The organism is Ruegeria sp. AD91A, from assembly GCF_003443535.1.
GTDB lineage: Bacteria > Pseudomonadota > Alphaproteobacteria > Rhodobacterales > Rhodobacteraceae > Ruegeria.
The window spans coordinates 3647010-3662296 of record NZ_CP031946.1; the positions used below are offsets into that span (position 1 = coordinate 3647010).

The following is a 15287-nucleotide window of genomic DNA, read 5'->3' on the forward strand; positions in this document are numbered from 1 at the left end:
ACCTTACGTTCAGTTGAGTGCCCAAACAAAAAAGGCGCCGGTCGGGCGCCTTTTGCAAGACCGTGTTCGCCAATCAGTCGAACTTGCGTGACGGGGCAAGCACCATGGCTTCGCCGATCAGGACCTTCTTTCCCTCGACCGAACAATGGCAGTCCAGCTTGACGCGGCGCTTGGCAAAGTCGATGTCGATCACCTTCACCTCGGCATAGACCATGTCACCCGGGCGCACAGGGGCAAGGAATTTCAGCGATTGACCCATGTAGACGGTGCCGTGTCCCGGCAGTTGTTCACCGATTACGGCCGAGATCAGACCCGCCGTCAGCATTCCGTGGGCAATACGGCCTTCGAAGATCGTATCGCGGGCATAGTCGTCGTCCAGATGCACCGGATTCCGGTCGGTTGAGACCTGTGCGAACATTTCGATATCTTCATCCGTCACCACTTTGCGCAGGTGGCGGGACATACCCATTTCGATGTCTTCGATACAGATCGTTCCGCGCGGAAGATTGTCCAACATGTTGCCCTCACTCGAAATCGGCCGTGAAAGAAAAAACCATCATTTGGCCAAGGTTGGCAACTTTATTACTTCGCAGTTGCAGAAAATCAAGTCTTTTCTTGCTACCTCAAGCGCCCGATCGTGTAGGTTGGATTGATCTTTTCCCCTTCAATATAGGCGGTTAGGGATTCGTGATGCGGATGATGCGACGTTTTTGTCTCGGCCGCAGCCAGCCCGCCCGAGATGAACAGAGAATCAATGCCCTCTCCCATGCCGCCCAGAATGTCCGTATGGGGGCCGTCGCCGATCACCAGAATGTCGTTGTCGGGGATATCGTGTCCCAGTTCCTGCAACCTGCGACGGGCCAGGTCATAGATAGGTGGGTGCGGTTTGCCGAAATACAGGCTTTCACCGCCCATTTCGGTGTACAGTTTGGCCAAAGCGCCGGCACACCATTCACGCACCTCTCCGCGGTCGACAACAATGTCAGGGTTCGCACAGAGAAGCTTCATGCCCATCTGCTTGGCGTACAGGAATTCCGGCCGGTTCACATCCGGGTCGGCCATTGGGTCGAACGGGCCGCAGCATACAATACCTTCGGCTTCCTTCAGCGGCACGCGCTCGATATGGATGGGATGATCCAGCAATTTCAGCGGTTCGAAAAAGCCCGCATCGCGCTGCCACTCGCCCATGAAGTAAACCTTGTGTCCCACAGCGCCCCGGAACATCGCAGATCGCGCGGAGTCCCCACTTGTGGCGATGGTGTCATACGCATCGGCGGGAACATTGAATTGCACGAGTTGTTCTGCCACGCCGGCGCGAGGTTTGGGAGAGTTCGTGACCAGGACAACAAGTCCACCTTTTGCGCGATAGGCCTTCAGCGCTTCGACGGCTTCGGGATAGGCCGTGATGCCATTGTGAACACAACCCCAAAGGTCGACGAACAATGCCTTGTAACGGTCGGAGATCTCGGAAAGCGAGGAAACGATCTGGGTCATGGGGGCCTCTGGGTCTGATATCGCGCTGGCGACAGCTATGGCAAAGCTTGGGCCCGAACACCATCCCGCATTCCCGTTTGCGCGAAGGAACAGGTGAATCTGCTACTCGTCTTCGGTAATTTCTGTGACATCCGGGGCCTGCTGAACGTTTTCCGTTCCCAGGATGATCTGGGCCCCGATACGCGGCTGATACCGGATAATGGCCAGGTATCCGGGTCCCAGTTCCTCCTCCAACACCCCGACAAGAGGGGTTTCACGCAGCTTGGGTGGCAGCAAACCGGCAATGGAAGAAACTTTGAACTGCGCTTCGGCCGGCAGGTCGACGATCAGCCAAACCTCGGCCCGTTTGCGCTGAGCGTTGACGTCGATGCGGATGATTTCCACGGAAACCGGATCGGCCCATTCGCGAATGGCATCGGCCAGTTGTGCCTCGGTCCGCGTCTCCAGATAACGGTTATAGGTGGATTTCCCAAGTTGCAGGACGACGACGACCAGAAACGCGATCGCGACGAAGACGCTGGCTGTAAAGTTCAGCTTGCGCTTCCCCTTGCTGAAAACCACGGACCGCGCGGCATAGACAAGATATACCGCGCAGGCTGACAAAATGATCGCGCCAAGGTTCGTTGCGAAAAGCAGCCCAGCCTCATAGGCCTCGGCGGGTTCGTCAAAATACAGCAGGATGCCCGAAGCCGAGAGGGGCGGAACCAGTGAAACGCCGATGGCCGCGCCGGGCAAAAGGCTCAGTTCGGATTTGTTGATCTGAACATAGGCCCCGGCAACGCCGGCAGCGAGAGCGACGATCAGATCTTCGGTGCCCGGATCGGTGCGCGCAAGGACCTGATCGGGGATCAAAATGCCACGAGGCACGTCAGCGATATAGACCAGAAGCCATGCCATCATAACGCAGGCAATGGCGGCCAGACAAACCGTGAGCGCCAGCGTCACTGCGCGTTTCAGCCACCCCATGACCATCGCCGCGGCCACCCCAAGGATCGGGGTCATAAGCGGCGCCACAAGCATGGCCGCGATGACAACAGCCCCGGAATTGCGCAGCAAACCCATGGTCGCGATTACGACCGACAGCATCAGCAGCATTGCAAAGCGTCGCCAATACGCAGCCTTGTCGGCACCTTCAAAAAGAAGGATGCTGCGGGTGGTGCTTAGTTTTCGTACGACCATTGTACTTACCTGACCATGGGATAGGCTTCGCGCCCACGGCCAGACTAACAACCGATACCGTTTCCGCAAATGGCCGATAAGAAAGAAAAAAGGCGCCCGAATTGGACGCCTTTCGATCTTGGTTGGCAGACGATCAGACCTTCAGATTTGGAATGATCTGCTTTTTGCGGCTCATGATACCCGGCAAAACGACAGCGTCGCCGTCAACGGTAACACCAAAGCTCTTCTCGGCGACGGTTTTTACCAGATCGTTCGGCACCAACAGCGTGGCCTCTTCGTTCAGGATATCAACCACGAACAGCAGCACCTGATCGACGCCGTCTTCCCTGGCAACATCCACCATCGAGTCTGCCAGGTTTGCCTTGCGGTCCAGAACAACGCCGGGGGCGGTGGTTTCCAGAACCGAGACGCGGAACTTGGTGCCGTCGACCTCGTATTCCTTGCTGTCCATGCGGATCAACTCGGCGTCCGAGAAGGAAGAGACATCCGATTTCGCCGCAAACATGTCAGCTGCATATACTGAAATGTCCAGCTCAAGCTCAGCCGCCAGGCGCTCTGCAACCTCGCGGTCATGCGCCGTGGTGGTGGGAGAGCGGAACTCCAGTGTGTCAGACAGAATGCAGGTCAGCGCAGCGCCTTTGATGGCGTCGGGCATTTTGGCGGCATCTTCGCCCATCAGATCAAACAGGATGGTTGCGGTGCAGGCCAAGGGGCGCACGGTGATATCGATCGGGCCTTTGGTTTCCAGACCGCCAACCAGCTTGTGATGGTCGATAATGGCGCGGATATCCGCGTCGTTGACGTTTGCCGGCAGTTCGGCCGGGTTATTGGTGTCGACGATAACCACCGGGGTACCTGCGGCAAGGTCTTCAATGATCCGCGGCTTGGGCAGGTCCCAGTTCTCCAGCATGAATGCTGCTTCGGTGTTGGGCTCACCCAGCAGTACGGGCTCGGTCTGCTCGCCTTTGACTTCGTTCAGGTACCAGGACCACACGATCGGTGAGCCTGTAGAATCGGTGTCGGGGGATTTGTGGCCAAATACTAGAGTGGTCATGTCAGTGTCCTGCGGAATGGAAATTTGCGCGCCTTATAGGGCGGGTAAATGCAGTTGTCACGCTGCAGCCCACCGTCTGCGACGCTTGGTCTGCAAACCGCAGGGTCAATTTAGAATGCGGCGCGTGTCAGAACGTATCCGGCTTTTTCCAGCTGGTTCAACAGGCCGTAATCATCACTCAGGTGCCCTGCGCCGACCGCAATCACAACTGTCTGATCCCTGATGTCCAGAATCTGCGCCATCCAGTTGGCGTTTCGTTGCACCAGCATCTGCTGCTCGAAATTGCGCCATTCCGCGTCAAAGGCCTCGGGGCTCAGGCCCGACTGTTCAAGCCCCTGAAGGTGGGCAAACTGTATGATCTCGGCGTGCTTTTCTTCCATATATGCATTGGCCATGGTGACCAATTGGTCGGCATTGCCCTGCATGGCTCCGGACAGGCGCACAAGCGACTCGACCTGTTTTTCCAGCGGGTGACTGTCGAACATGGCCATCAGGTCTTCGATCCGTTCCAGCGAGTGCTGTGGGATACCTTTTTCGACGGCCAGATCGTTCAGGCGAGCGTCCATTCCATAAGTTGCATTCGGGTCTTGGATCATGCAGGGCGGGATGCTCAGCATCATGGTCAGGAACCACGGGCGCATCTTCGCAGCCATCCAGCCGGGGATGCCGCGCTGGGCCAGAGCTGTGGAAAGCGCATCCCAATCGTCTTCCGTCATCAGGTCGATCAACGTAGGGCCCGAGGTAATCATCACCGCAGTCAGGTCATTGGCCATGTTCTGTTCGAAGGCGTTCATGTCTTCCTGAGTGACTTCGAAATAAAAGGCGTCAGCCTTGTTCAGTTCGGGCGACAGGCGATCAATGACCTCCTCCATGCGCGGATCGAAGGTGTGCAGCGTTCCTATGATGTGCAAAACCGTATCGCCCTTGCGTGCAATCCAGTGATTGCCTTCGGGATAAGCGATCTCGGCCACTGCACTTTGCAATCTGGCCCGGGTTTCCTCAGGCAGTTGCGGCCGCAGGTCCACCCCCTCGCACGCGGCCTGAGCCGAGATCGGAAACAGAAGGAACGCAAGAAAAGTGAGCAAACGCATGGAGCCAGCCTGAATGGTGTCAAGAAGTTGAACCCAGACTTAGCCACGCCACCAGCCGATGTTCAAGCAGCCCGTCTGGTATTCCCTGACAATCTGCGTAGCATGGGCGCATGAACCGCGAGCAGGATCTCTACCCCCCGGTCAAGGCGCTGCTGGAGCGGCAGGGATACGCCGTCAAGGGAGAAGTCGGCGCAGCCGACATCGTTGCGGTGCGCGATGGGGATGCTCCGGTGATTGTCGAACTGAAACTTCGGTTCACGCTGACCCTGTTTCATCAGGCGATCAATCGGCTGAAACTCACCGATCTGGTCTACATCGCGGTCAGCAAACCCACGGGCCGAACGGCCCGGCGGGCGCTGAAAGATAATCTGGCATTGTGTCGAAGGCTTGGCCTGGGCCTGATCACTGTGCGGGCTGATGGCACGGTTGAGGTGCAATGCGATCCCGGCCCCTATGCGCCCCGTAAGAACAAAGCCGGAGCCGCACGGATGCTGCGGGAATTCGACCGGCTGGAAGGTGACCCAAACGCCGGGGGCGCGACGCGCCATGGTATCGTGACGGCTTATCGGCAGGATGCACTGAAATGTGCGGCTTTTTTGGCCGAGAATGGCCCGACCAAGGGATCAGACGTCGCCAAGTCGGTCGGCGTCCCGGTTGCCACCCGGCTTATGCGGGAAAACCACTATGGGTGGTTTGAGAAGGTTGAAAAAGGCATATACGGGCTTACGTCCGCAGGAGCGGAAGGCTTGAAGCACTGGGCCTACAGTTGGGAACAGGTTGACTGATCCATTCTGCAAAAAAATCTCTCACAACTTGTTGACTCGGAGTTTTAGACTCCCTAGCTATGCGTCGTTATCACTCACACACCTCGAGTGCTAACGCCTCGTCGGAAGGCGAGGGGAGGATAAACAAACTTTGAGCCCAAGGAGCTACAAAGATGGCATTGAAACCGCTTCATGACCGTGTGCTGGTTCGCCGTACCGAAAGCGAAGAGAAAACCGCAGGCGGCCTGATCATTCCTGACAGCGCAAAAGAAAAGCCCAGCGAAGGCGAAGTCGTCTCAACCGGCGAAGGCGCGCGCAAGGACAGCGGCGAGTTGATCGCGATGGCTGTAAAAGCTGGCGACAAGATCCTGTTCGGCAAATGGTCGGGCACCGAGGTTCAGGTCGACGGCGAAGAGCTGCTGATGATGAAAGAAAGCGACATCATGGGGATCATTGAGTAAGCGATCCCGCTTCCTCTGACCTTCATCACAATACATTTTCTCAAGGAGAAACGACATGGCTGCAAAGGACGTCAAGTTCGACACCGATGCCCGTAACCGCATGCTGGCAGGTGTGAACATCCTGGCCGATGCTGTTAAAGTGACCCTGGGCCCCAAAGGCCGCAACGTGGTTCTGGACAAATCCTTCGGCGCACCGCGCATCACCAAGGACGGTGTATCGGTTGCCAAGGAAATCGAACTGGAAGACAAGTTCGAAAACATGGGCGCGCAGATGGTGAAAGAAGTCGCCAGCCGCACCAATGACGAAGCCGGCGACGGCACCACCACCGCAACCGTTCTGGCACAGGCGATCGTAAAAGAAGGCCTGAAGCAGGTGGCAGCGGGTCTGAACCCGATGGACCTGAAGCGCGGCATCGACCTGGCAACCGCCAAGGTTGTTGAAGGCATCAAAGAAGCCTCGCGCGAAGTCAAAGACTCGGCAGAAGTTGCTCAGGTTGGCACCATCTCGGCCAACGGCGAAGCCGAAATCGGCCAGCAGATCGCAGACGCGATGCAGAAGGTCGGCAACGAAGGCGTCATCACCGTCGAAGAAAACAAAGGTCTGGAAACCGAGACCGACGTTGTCGAAGGTATGCAGTTCGACCGTGGCTACCTGTCGCCTTACTTCGTCACCAACGCAGACAAGATGATTGCAGAGCTCGAAGACTGCATGATCCTGCTGCACGAAAAGAAACTGTCCTCGCTGCAGCCGATGGTCCCGCTGCTCGAGCAGGTGATCCAGTCGCAAAAGCCGCTGCTGATCATTGCCGAGGATGTTGAAGGCGAAGCGCTGGCAACTCTGGTTGTCAACAAACTGCGCGGCGGCCTGAAAATTGCTGCTGTCAAAGCACCGGGCTTCGGCGATCGCCGCAAGGCCATGCTGCAGGACATCGCAATCCTGACCGGCGGTCAGGTTATCAGCGAAGATCTGGGCATGAAGCTCGAGTCCGTCACCATGGACATGCTGGGCACCGCCAAGAAAATCGAAATCACCAAAGACGAAACCACCATCGTTGACGGTGCTGGCGAGAAAGCCGAGATCGAAGCACGTGTTGCTCAGATCCGCACTCAGATCGAAGAAACCTCGTCGGACTACGACCGTGAGAAGCTGCAAGAACGCGTTGCCAAACTGGCAGGCGGTGTTGCCGTTATCCGCGTCGGCGGCATGACCGAAGTTGAAGTGAAAGAGCGTAAAGATCGTGTTGACGATGCTCTGAACGCAACGCGCGCAGCCGTTCAGGAAGGCGTTGTTGTCGGTGGCGGTGTTGCTCTGGTTCAGGCCGGTAAAGCACTGGAGTCGCTGAAAGGCGCAAACGCTGATCAGGATGCAGGCATCAACATCGTTCGCAAAGCCATCGAAGCGCCTCTGCGCCAGATCGCCGAGAACGCGGGTGTTGACGGTGCGGTTGTTGCTGGCAAGGTTCGTGAAAACGAAGACGCTGCATTCGGTTTCAACGCTCAGACCGAAGAATATGGCGACATGTTCTCGTTCGGCGTGATCGACCCGGCCAAAGTTGTCCGTACAGCACTGGAAGACGCGGCGTCGGTTGCTGGCCTGCTGGTCACCACCGAAGCAATGGTTGCTGACAAGCCTGCCAAAGAAGGCGCGCCTGCTGGCGGCGGCATGCCCGACATGGGCGGCATGGGCGGCATGATGTAAGCACGTCGAATTCGCCTCGGCGAATTCTGACGGTCCCGACAGGCGCTTGGCTGTAAGGCCAAGCTGCCGAGGGGGAAGCCTTGGAACTTAAGTTTGGGGTCGCCTTCGGGCGGCCCCGTTTTGTATTGACCGTTCTGCTTTGTCAGCGGGTTGCGACGCAGCTTCAACAAGCGCAGCTGGTCTGATCTTACGCCCTTCGGGAAAGTGAGTGTGCAAACCCGGCCCAAACGGCTATGCGGTTCGTATGAAATTGTTTTTGCTCACCGCCCTGACCATGTGCGCCTTCGCTGCGAATTCCATTCTGAATCGGTTGGCTATCGATAGCGGAGCCAGCGATCCGACTGGATTTGCCATCGTACGGGTTTTGGCCGGGGCCGTGGTGCTGGCCACTCTTGTGCTTGCACGCGGGGGGCATCTTCCACTGCGCAGTCGAAGACGGATCGTTGGTGCGGGGTCGTTGACGCTCTACATGATCGGGTTTTCGATCGCCTACCTGACGCTGGATGCCGGATTGGGTGCTTTGATCCTGTTTGGCACGGTGCAAATTTCGATGTTTTCGATCGGCGCCTTGACTGGTGCGACTCCGACCGCGCGGCAAGTGGCGGGGGCAGGGGTTGCGCTTGCAGGTCTGGCCTATGTGCTCTGGCCCTCTGACTCCGTTCAGGTCGACCTGAACGGCGCGGCTTTGATGGTCGCCGCTGGTATTGGTTGGGCCCTTTATTCGATTGCGGGCCGATCTGAAACAAACCCTCTGGAGGGAACGGCCGCCAATTTCATTGTAGCTTTGCCATTGACTGCCCTGGCGATGCTTGCCACCGGCGGCGTCTGGCAGATGAACGGGGCGGGGTATCTGCTGGCTGTTCTGTCCGGTGGAGTTACCTCAGGGCTCGGTTATGCTTTGTGGTATCGTGTTTTGCCTCAACTGGCCCCGTCTGTGGCGGCTGTCGTTCAGCTCAGCGTGCCGGTGATTGCAATTCTCGGCGGTGTCGCCTTTCTGGGCGAGGTTGCCGAAACACGGCTGATCATCGGCACCGTGCTTGTATTAGGCGGTATCGCGCTGGCCGTGTTGCGACGTCAAAAGGGCTAGGGCTTTTATCGAAGGCTCATAGGCTTTATCTGGCGGTTATGAAACTTTTGATTGCCCTGTTCTTCTGCCTCGCTCCCGCCGCAGCCAGCGCGAAATGCGTGATCCTCCTGCATGGTCTGGCGCGCACAGAGGCGTCGTTTACCGTGATGGAGCAGCTGTTCAAGGCGCATGACTATATTGTTGTGCGCCACGGGTATCCATCGACCGAAATCGGCATTCCCGAACTGGCAGAGCAAACCATACCGGACGCGCTTGCAGCTTGTGGTGACGACAAGGCCAATGTCGTCGCGCATTCCATGGGGGGTATCCTGTTGCGCTATTGGTTCAAGGACCATCGGCCTGAAAACCTGGGTCGTGTCGTCATGCTCGGCCCGCCCAATCAGGGCAGCCAGTTGGTCGATGAGCTGAGCGCATGGGAAGTGTTCGGGTATCTGAACGGCCCTGCGGGATTGCAATTGGGCACCGGTCCCGAAGGCATTCCGCGCCGCCTGCCGCCGGTGGATTTTGAACTGGGGGTGATTGCGGGCGAGAACTCGCTCAACCCGCTGTTTTCGTCGCTGATCGACGGGCGGGATGACGGCAAGGTTTCGATTGAAACCACCAAGGTCGAAGGGATGGCCGATCACATTGTTCTGCCTGTGACCCACACCTTCATGATGAACAACCCGCGCGTTATGGCGCAGGCACTGCATTTTATCGAATTTGGTCAATTCGATCCAAAGATCACCTGGCTCGACGGCGTGATGGAGATAATCGACGAGATCTGCATCGGGCAGGACTGTTCGGAACCTGACTCGGAGCCCACACGATGACCGCACTGGACCTGACAATGACCGGCGCAGAGGTCCTGTTGCCGGGGGATGGTCTGTCGCGCTACGATCTTTCGATAGCGGACGGCGTTGTTAAGCATGATCCGACCGGGCGCAGGATTGATCTGACCGGTTATCTTGTCCTGCCCGGTATCGTCGATCTGCACGGGGACGGGTTCGAACGCCACATCGCCCCTCGGCGCGGCGCGATGAAGCAGATGAACGAAGGTATTCTGGCAGTCGAGGCCGAACTGGCCGCCAATGGCATCACCACCGCTGTGCTGGCCCAGTTCTACAGTTGGGAAGGTGGCGTGCGCGGCCCGGAGTTTGCCGCGCAGGTGTTTCGGGCAATCGCTGCGGTCAAGGACAGCGCAGTCACGGATCTGATCCCGCAATTGCGGTTCGAGACCAACATGCTTGAGGATTATGCCGGTCTGGCGCGGCGTATCGCCGAATGGCAGGTGCCCTATGTGGTGTTCAATGATCACCTGCCGCATGATCGTTTGGCGCAGGGCAAAAAGCCTCCGCGCCTGACCGGGCAAGCGTTGAAGGCCGGGCGCAATCCGGATGCGCATTTTGAGATGCTGCTTGGCATGCATGCCCGTAGGAACGAAGTGCCTGCCGCCGTCGAAGCACTCAGCGCCACACTTGTCGAAATGGGTGTGCGTCTGGGCAGCCATGATGACGCAACCGCCGAGACGCGGGCATGGTGGCGCGACCGGGGCGTGCGCATTGCCGAATTCCCCGAAACGCTTGAGGCTGCCGAGGCCGCGCGTTCCGCCGAGGATCACGTTATCCTCGGATCTCCCAACGTTGTGCGGGGTGGGTCGCACAAGGGGAATGCCAGCGCGGTTGAACTGATTGCCATGGGGCTTTGTGATGCGTTGGCCTCGGATTACCACTATCCCAGCCCGCGCCGCGCGGCGTTGATGCTGGCCAAAACCGGTCTGCTGGATTTGGCCGGTGCCTGGGCGCTGATCTCGTCCGGCCCCGCGCGGGTACTGGACATGCAGGACCGGGGCACGCTCGCGCCGGGAAGACGCGCGGACCTGGTCATCCTGGATGCGGATACCCATCGCGTCGCGGCCACCTTGGCCGGTGGGCGCATCAGCTATATGTCGGGTGATGTCGCCGCGCGCTTCGTGAACTGAAGCGCGCCGCATATTCACGTTTCGTCAACGTTTGATGCGGTTGAAATGCCCCATCTTGCGACCCGCCTTGACTTCGGCCTTGCCGTAGAGATGCAGCGCCACATCCCGCTCGCGGGCCAGCTCAGGTACACGGTCCATGTCGTCGCCGATCAGGTTTTCCATCACCACATCGGAATGGCGCTGTCCGTCCCCCAATGGCCAGCCTGCCACGGCGCGGATATGCTGTTCGAACTGATCGACAGCGCAGCCGTTCTGCGTCCAGTGGCCCGAATTGTGGACCCGCGGCGCGATTTCGTTCACGATCAGACCGCCGGGCGTCACGAACAGCTCAACGCCCATCACGCCGACGTATTCGAGTGCGTTCAGGATGTTTGCTGCGAGCAGGATTGCGTCTGTGCGCTGGGCGGGAGACAGGCGGGCAGGGATGGTGGTGGTGCGCAAGATGCCATCGCGGTGCACATTCTCACCCGGATCGAAACAGGCGACCTGACCGTCCAGACCGCGGGCCGCGATGATCGACACCTCGTGCGAGAAATCCACGAACCCTTCCAGAATAGCTGGTGCACCGGCCATATCGGCCAGAGCGGCCTCGGCATCCTCAGGGCTGCGCAGCCGGGCCTGCCCCTTGCCGTCATAGCCGAAGCGACGGGTTTTCAGGATGGCGGGCGTTCCGATCTGCTCGATCGCCGCATTCAGGCTGGTCAGGTCGGCAATATCCGCAAACGGGGCCGTCTTCAGTCCCAGCTCTTGCAGAAATGCCTTCTCGGTCAACCTGTCCTGGCTGACCCGCAATGCCTCGCGCCCGGGGCGGATCGGGCGGTGCGCTTCCAGAATGTCCAGCGCTTCGGTCGGGATGTTCTCGAACTCATAGGTGATGACATCGACCGCAACGGCAAAGGCTTTCAGCGCGTTTGCATCGTCGTAAGCCGCGGTGGTGACGCGATCCGCAACCTGCCCGGCCGGCGCGTTTGCACCCGGTTCGTAGATATGGCTGACAAAACCCAGTCTGGCGGCTGCCACAGACAGCATCCGGCCTAGCTGACCGCCCCCCAGAATCCCGATCACTGCACCTTGGGCGAGCATTTCCGCCATCTTCAACTCTCCAAACGTTTGCCAATAGCGCTAAGCGCGGAACGCAGCGCCTCGTGCGCGCCCTGATCATTCAGGGCGTCCGTCATTTGCAGGCTCAGCGTGTCCTCTGTCGCCAGGGCGTCACGCTCTTGCGCCAACCGCCCGGCGGTGCCTTTTTCCATCGAGGCCAGAAAGCCCGCCATTAACTGCGTTGTATAGAACTCGGCCCCGTCCGTATCCCCGGTTGCGTCACCCAGCCATTTGGCACCGGTGACCATCAGGTCCAGAATGCCGGGAACCATGGCACAAATGGCGAAATGCGCGTTCAGCGCGGCTTCATCCGCAACCTTGACCACAGGGTTCTCGGGCTCAAACAGATCGGCCAGCAGGCGATCATTGCCAAAAGCTGCCATCGGGCAGCCGCCGGTTTCCAGAAAGCCCAGCGGGATGGTCTGCACGAAATCCGACGCAGGGGCGCAAAGCGCGGCCAGTTGCTCGGTGGGCACCGACGCCATGACGGAAACGATCTGCTGATCGGCACGAAAGATCAGCGGGTCCAGAACGTCGGCCGCAATATGCGGGCGCAGGCACAGGAACACGATGTCCGAGGTGTCAATCACGGTCTGAGGTGCAGCGACGGTTGCGCCCAGTTCCGCCTTCAAGGCAGATGAAACTGTGGCGTTGCGCTCGGTCACGCTGATCTGGTGCTCTTTGGCGGCCATCAGTCGCGCGATCGGCGCGGCGATATGGCCGGTGCCGATAAATCCGATCCGGCTCATCCCTGCGGTTCCTGGGGGATCGACGCTGACAGCGCGTCACGCCAGTTGTCCAGCCGTTCGGCCAAAGCATCATCCTGCAATGCCAGGATGCCCGCTGCCATCAGACCGGCATTGGCCCCGCCGGCGGACCCGATCGCCATGGTCGCCACCGGGAACCCCTTGGGCATCTGCACGATGGAATACAGAGAATCCACGCCCGACAAGGCGCGGGTCTGCACCGGGACGCCAATGACTGGTACCCGCGTTTTCGACGCCATCATACCCGGAAGATGCGCCGCCCCGCCAGCACCTGCAATGATCACCTGCAATCCACGCGAGACTGCGGTCTTGCCATAGTCCCACAACCGGTCCGGCGTGCGGTGGGCCGATACGATACGCGCTTCGTAGGCGACGCCCAGTTCGTCCAGAATATCTGCGGCTTCCTTCATCGTGGGCCAGTCCGACTGGCTGCCCATAATGATCCCCACTTTCACATCGCTCATCCGCATACGTCCCCGCGCTCAGAAAGAGCGCGCACTATAGCCAAATCCGGTTGACTGGCAATGCGGTACAGGGCCGTTCAGGCGATGATATCGGGGGTCAGGCGGTCTTCGATCAGCCGGATGATGTCTTTCAGGCGCAATTTCTCTTTTTTCAGGCGCCGTAAGGTCAGTTGATCGGCCGTTCCCTTTTCATGCAACGCTTCGATCGCCTCGTCCAGATCGCGGTGCTGTCGGCGGAAAACCTCAAGCTCAACACGCAATACTTCATCTGTTTTCATCGAAAGATCGGTAGGCGCATTCATTGGCGACTCGAGTTAGTTGTGGTGCTTGGCCAACAAGATAGTGTGTCAGACGTTATCGCGCCAGACCTTGTGGACATCCTGGTTTCTTCCCATATTCTATTGCAGGCGGTTGCCAGAACGGGGCCGCACACCACGTCGCTTTGACAATGAAGGACGAAAATACGTGTCGAAACTCACTCTTGGCTCATACCCGCATCTATTGGGGTTCGAGCAGTTGGAACGCCTTCTGGAACGGTCTGCAAAGGCCGGAAATGAAGGGTACCCGCCTTATAACATCGAACAGACCTCGGATTTCTCCTATCGCATCACTCTTGCGGTGGCCGGGTTTGCCGAAGAGGATCTGTCAATCACGATCGAGGATCGCCAGTTGGTGATCAGGGGCCGTCAGCGCGACGACAGCGAGGGGCGCATATTCCTGCACCGTGGCATCGCGGCGCGTCAGTTCCAGCGCATGTTCGTGCTGGCTGACGGTGTCGAAGTGGGCGAGGCGATCATGGAAAACGGTCTGCTGCACGTGGATCTGACCCGCGCCGTGCCGGAAACCGTGGTTCAGACGATCAACATACGGAAGGGGTAAGAGCAATGAATACACCGATTGAAATCAACACCGAAGGCAACCGTATTGTCTATGTCAAAACGGTTGAAGTATCTGAATTGCCTCGGGAAGTTCGTGAACAGGCAGGCGATCTGGATCAGCTTTACGCCGTCCACGATTCCGACGGGCAGCAACTGGCGCTGGTCGCAGACCGCAAGCTGGCCTTTGTGCTGGCGCGAGAACATGATCTGTCTCCGGTGGCCGTTCACTAGGCGACCGAAAACTCTGCTGAAACGAAGTGGCATTTTCTTTTAATGCGGTGATCTTGCCGCACATGCAAAGGCAGGAGCGGCATCATGGGCTGGTTTGACTTTGACTGGGTGGACGCCTTCAGTGATCGCGCATTTGGTGGCAACGGATGTGCTGTAGTCCACGAAGGTGCGCGCCTTACGGAAGAAGTCTGCATGGCCTATGTGCGCGAAACCTCTCTGGTCGAATGCACCTTTACCGGCCCGTCCGAGGTGGCCGACATCCGCGTCCGTTATTTTCTGGCCAGCCGCGAAATCCCCTTCGCGGGGCATCCGACTATCGCCACTGTCGCGGCGATGCGATCCCGCGGCATGATCTCGGGCGACAGTCTGACGCTGGAAACCGGTGCGGGTCTGGTCTCGATCCGGTTGCAGGGTGAACAGATCGAAATGACTCAGGTCGCACCGCAATTCGGTGCACTCGTCCCCGCGGAACTGGTGGCGGGAGCGGTCAGCCTGCCACAGGAAGCCATCATTTCGCCGCCTCAGATGGTATCAACCGGCTTGCCGTTCTGCATCACCGTTCTGCGGGATCATACGGCATTGCGGGCCGCTCAACTGGTTGAAGGCCCATTGCGCAAAGTGGCTGAAGCTGCGGGTTATTCCGGCTCGGATATGGCCGAACCGTTTCTTGTCACGCTGCAAGGGGCAACCGATGAGGGGGATACGTTTTCGCGCCTTCTTCTGGCTCCGCCCAGCCCGCCTGAAGATCCGTTTACCGGGTCTGCCACCGGTGCGATGGCCGCCTATTTGTGGAAACACGGATTGATGAAAAAGGAAAGCTTCATCGCCGAGCAGGGTCACGATATGGGCCGCCCCGGGAAGGCCATCGTCACGCGTGTCGGCCCGCCTGATGCGATGACGGGCATCAAGGTGTCCGGTCAGGGGTATGTTCTGATGCGCGGGCAGGTTGACCTGCCGGAAACGCCGATAAAATGAGCAAACGCTAACCGAGGGCTGCCCCCGGTATTCTGGCCGAAGGCGGCGGGTTGCATCCAGCCCAGCCGTCATCTGGGTCCAC

18 protein-coding genes are annotated in these 15287 nt (G+C 58.8%); 9 read left to right on the forward strand and 9 right to left on the reverse strand.

Annotation, left to right across the window (positions count from 1 at the left end):
• Positions 1-73: 73 nt before the first annotated feature.
• From D1823_RS18370 to D1823_RS18390, 5 genes are all read right to left on the reverse strand, one after another.
• Positions 74-517 carry a MaoC family dehydratase gene (locus tag D1823_RS18370; RefSeq protein ID WP_117872517.1) on the reverse strand — a complete coding sequence of 148 codons (444 nt, stop codon included), beginning with the start codon at positions 515-517 and terminating at the stop codon, positions 74-76.
• 101 nt (positions 518-618) lie between these two features.
• Positions 619-1494 (reverse strand): TIGR01459 family HAD-type hydrolase, encoded by an 876-nt coding sequence (locus tag D1823_RS18375; RefSeq protein WP_117872519.1) that lies wholly within the window; start codon positions 1492-1494, stop codon positions 619-621.
• A gap of 102 nt (positions 1495-1596) precedes the next feature.
• The gene (locus tag D1823_RS18380) at positions 1597-2673 is read right to left on the reverse strand and encodes a DUF389 domain-containing protein (protein WP_117872521.1); all 1077 of its coding nucleotides are present in this window, start codon (positions 2671-2673) and stop codon (positions 1597-1599) included.
• Positions 2674-2806: 133 nt separating this feature from the next.
• Positions 2807-3727, reverse strand: a complete 921-nt coding sequence (locus D1823_RS18385) for a manganese-dependent inorganic pyrophosphatase (RefSeq protein WP_117872523.1) — start codon at positions 3725-3727, stop codon at positions 2807-2809.
• Positions 3728-3837: 110 nt separating this feature from the next.
• On the reverse strand, positions 3838-4818 hold the full coding sequence (locus D1823_RS18390) for a TraB/GumN family protein (RefSeq protein WP_117872525.1): 981 nt from the start codon (positions 4816-4818) through the stop codon (positions 3838-3840).
• Between the two features lie 110 nt (positions 4819-4928).
• Between D1823_RS18390 and D1823_RS18395 the strand changes: the two genes are divergently transcribed.
• The 6 genes from D1823_RS18395 (at position 4929) to D1823_RS18420 (ending at position 10789) form a co-directional block, all read left to right on the forward strand.
• Complete coding sequence (locus D1823_RS18395) at positions 4929-5603, forward strand: DUF2161 domain-containing phosphodiesterase (protein WP_117872528.1); 675 nt, start codon at positions 4929-4931, stop codon at positions 5601-5603.
• 152 nt (positions 5604-5755) lie between these two features.
• A complete protein-coding gene (locus D1823_RS18400) occupies positions 5756-6043 on the forward strand; it encodes a co-chaperone GroES (RefSeq protein WP_117872530.1) in 288 nt (95 codons plus the stop codon).
• Positions 6044-6098: 55 nt separating this feature from the next.
• Positions 6099-7742, forward strand: coding sequence for a chaperonin GroEL (gene groL, locus D1823_RS18405; protein WP_117872532.1), 1644 nt, complete (start codon positions 6099-6101; stop codon positions 7740-7742).
• A 244-nt stretch (positions 7743-7986) separates the two neighbouring features.
• A complete protein-coding gene (locus tag D1823_RS18410) occupies positions 7987-8829 on the forward strand; it encodes a DMT family transporter (RefSeq protein ID WP_117872534.1) in 843 nt (280 codons plus the stop codon).
• Between the two features lie 38 nt (positions 8830-8867).
• Complete coding sequence (locus tag D1823_RS18415) at positions 8868-9641, forward strand: alpha/beta fold hydrolase (protein ID WP_117872536.1); 774 nt, start codon at positions 8868-8870, stop codon at positions 9639-9641.
• A complete protein-coding gene (locus D1823_RS18420) occupies positions 9638-10789 on the forward strand; it encodes an alpha-D-ribose 1-methylphosphonate 5-triphosphate diphosphatase (RefSeq protein WP_117872538.1) in 1152 nt (383 codons plus the stop codon). The genes D1823_RS18415 and D1823_RS18420 overlap by 4 nt, the downstream gene beginning before the upstream one ends.
• Positions 10790-10813: 24 nt before the next feature.
• Here the strand turns inward: D1823_RS18420 and D1823_RS18425 are convergent, their stop codons facing one another.
• The 4 genes from D1823_RS18425 to D1823_RS18440 all read right to left on the reverse strand — a co-directional run bounded on the left by D1823_RS18425 (position 10814) and on the right by D1823_RS18440 (position 13423).
• Entirely contained in the window at positions 10814-11881 is a 1068-nt protein-coding gene (locus D1823_RS18425; protein ID WP_117872540.1) for a 5-(carboxyamino)imidazole ribonucleotide synthase, read from the reverse strand.
• Positions 11882-11883: 2 nt separating this feature from the next.
• The gene (locus D1823_RS18430) at positions 11884-12639 is read right to left on the reverse strand and encodes an NAD(P)-binding domain-containing protein (RefSeq protein WP_117872543.1); all 756 of its coding nucleotides are present in this window, start codon (positions 12637-12639) and stop codon (positions 11884-11886) included.
• Entirely contained in the window at positions 12636-13121 is a 486-nt protein-coding gene (gene purE / locus D1823_RS18435; protein ID WP_117872985.1) for a 5-(carboxyamino)imidazole ribonucleotide mutase, read from the reverse strand. The genes D1823_RS18430 and purE overlap by 4 nt, the downstream gene beginning before the upstream one ends.
• 77 nt (positions 13122-13198) lie before the next feature.
• Entirely contained in the window at positions 13199-13423 is a 225-nt protein-coding gene (locus tag D1823_RS18440; RefSeq protein WP_117872544.1) for a YdcH family protein, read from the reverse strand.
• Positions 13424-13586: 163 nt separating this feature from the next.
• On the opposite strand from D1823_RS18440, the gene D1823_RS18445 reads away from it, so the two are divergent.
• The 3 genes from D1823_RS18445 (at position 13587) to D1823_RS18455 (ending at position 15205) form a co-directional block, all read left to right on the forward strand.
• Entirely contained in the window at positions 13587-14000 is a 414-nt protein-coding gene (locus D1823_RS18445; protein ID WP_058275530.1) for an Hsp20 family protein, read from the forward strand.
• Positions 14001-14005: 5 nt separating this feature from the next.
• Complete coding sequence (locus D1823_RS18450) at positions 14006-14230, forward strand: DUF1150 family protein (RefSeq protein ID WP_117872546.1); 225 nt, start codon at positions 14006-14008, stop codon at positions 14228-14230.
• Between the two features lie 84 nt (positions 14231-14314).
• A complete protein-coding gene (locus tag D1823_RS18455) occupies positions 14315-15205 on the forward strand; it encodes a PhzF family phenazine biosynthesis protein (protein WP_117872548.1) in 891 nt (296 codons plus the stop codon).
• Positions 15206-15287 lie beyond the last annotated feature (82 nt).

What these genes read in the sequence shown, in the direction of transcription:
- D1823_RS18370 (WP_117872517.1), bottom strand. Translation starts at nt 517, where the DNA reads ATGTTGGACAATCTTCCGCGCGGAACGATCTGTATCGAAGACATCGAA.
- D1823_RS18375 (WP_117872519.1), bottom strand. Translation starts at nt 1,494, where the DNA reads ATGACCCAGATCGTTTCCTCGCTTTCCGAGATCTCCGACCGTTACAAG.
- D1823_RS18380 (WP_117872521.1), bottom strand. Translation starts at nt 2,673, where the DNA reads ATGGTCGTACGAAAACTAAGCACCACCCGCAGCATCCTTCTTTTTGAA.
- D1823_RS18385 (WP_117872523.1), bottom strand. Translation starts at nt 3,727, where the DNA reads ATGACCACTCTAGTATTTGGCCACAAATCCCCCGACACCGATTCTACA.
- D1823_RS18390 (WP_117872525.1), bottom strand. Translation starts at nt 4,818, where the DNA reads ATGCGTTTGCTCACTTTTCTTGCGTTCCTTCTGTTTCCGATCTCGGCT.
- D1823_RS18395 (WP_117872528.1), top strand. Translation starts at nt 4,929, where the DNA reads ATGAACCGCGAGCAGGATCTCTACCCCCCGGTCAAGGCGCTGCTGGAG.
- D1823_RS18400 (WP_117872530.1), top strand. Translation starts at nt 5,756, where the DNA reads ATGGCATTGAAACCGCTTCATGACCGTGTGCTGGTTCGCCGTACCGAA.
- groL (WP_117872532.1), top strand. Translation starts at nt 6,099, where the DNA reads ATGGCTGCAAAGGACGTCAAGTTCGACACCGATGCCCGTAACCGCATG.
- D1823_RS18410 (WP_117872534.1), top strand. Translation starts at nt 7,987, where the DNA reads ATGAAATTGTTTTTGCTCACCGCCCTGACCATGTGCGCCTTCGCTGCG.
- D1823_RS18415 (WP_117872536.1), top strand. Translation starts at nt 8,868, where the DNA reads ATGAAACTTTTGATTGCCCTGTTCTTCTGCCTCGCTCCCGCCGCAGCC.
- D1823_RS18420 (WP_117872538.1), top strand. Translation starts at nt 9,638, where the DNA reads ATGACCGCACTGGACCTGACAATGACCGGCGCAGAGGTCCTGTTGCCG.
- D1823_RS18425 (WP_117872540.1), bottom strand. Translation starts at nt 11,881, where the DNA reads ATGGCGGAAATGCTCGCCCAAGGTGCAGTGATCGGGATTCTGGGGGGC.
- D1823_RS18430 (WP_117872543.1), bottom strand. Translation starts at nt 12,639, where the DNA reads ATGAGCCGGATCGGATTTATCGGCACCGGCCATATCGCCGCGCCGATC.
- purE (WP_117872985.1), bottom strand. Translation starts at nt 13,121, where the DNA reads ATGAGCGATGTGAAAGTGGGGATCATTATGGGCAGCCAGTCGGACTGG.
- D1823_RS18440 (WP_117872544.1), bottom strand. Translation starts at nt 13,423, where the DNA reads ATGAATGCGCCTACCGATCTTTCGATGAAAACAGATGAAGTATTGCGT.
- D1823_RS18450 (WP_117872546.1), top strand. Translation starts at nt 14,006, where the DNA reads ATGAATACACCGATTGAAATCAACACCGAAGGCAACCGTATTGTCTAT.
- D1823_RS18455 (WP_117872548.1), top strand. Translation starts at nt 14,315, where the DNA reads ATGGGCTGGTTTGACTTTGACTGGGTGGACGCCTTCAGTGATCGCGCA.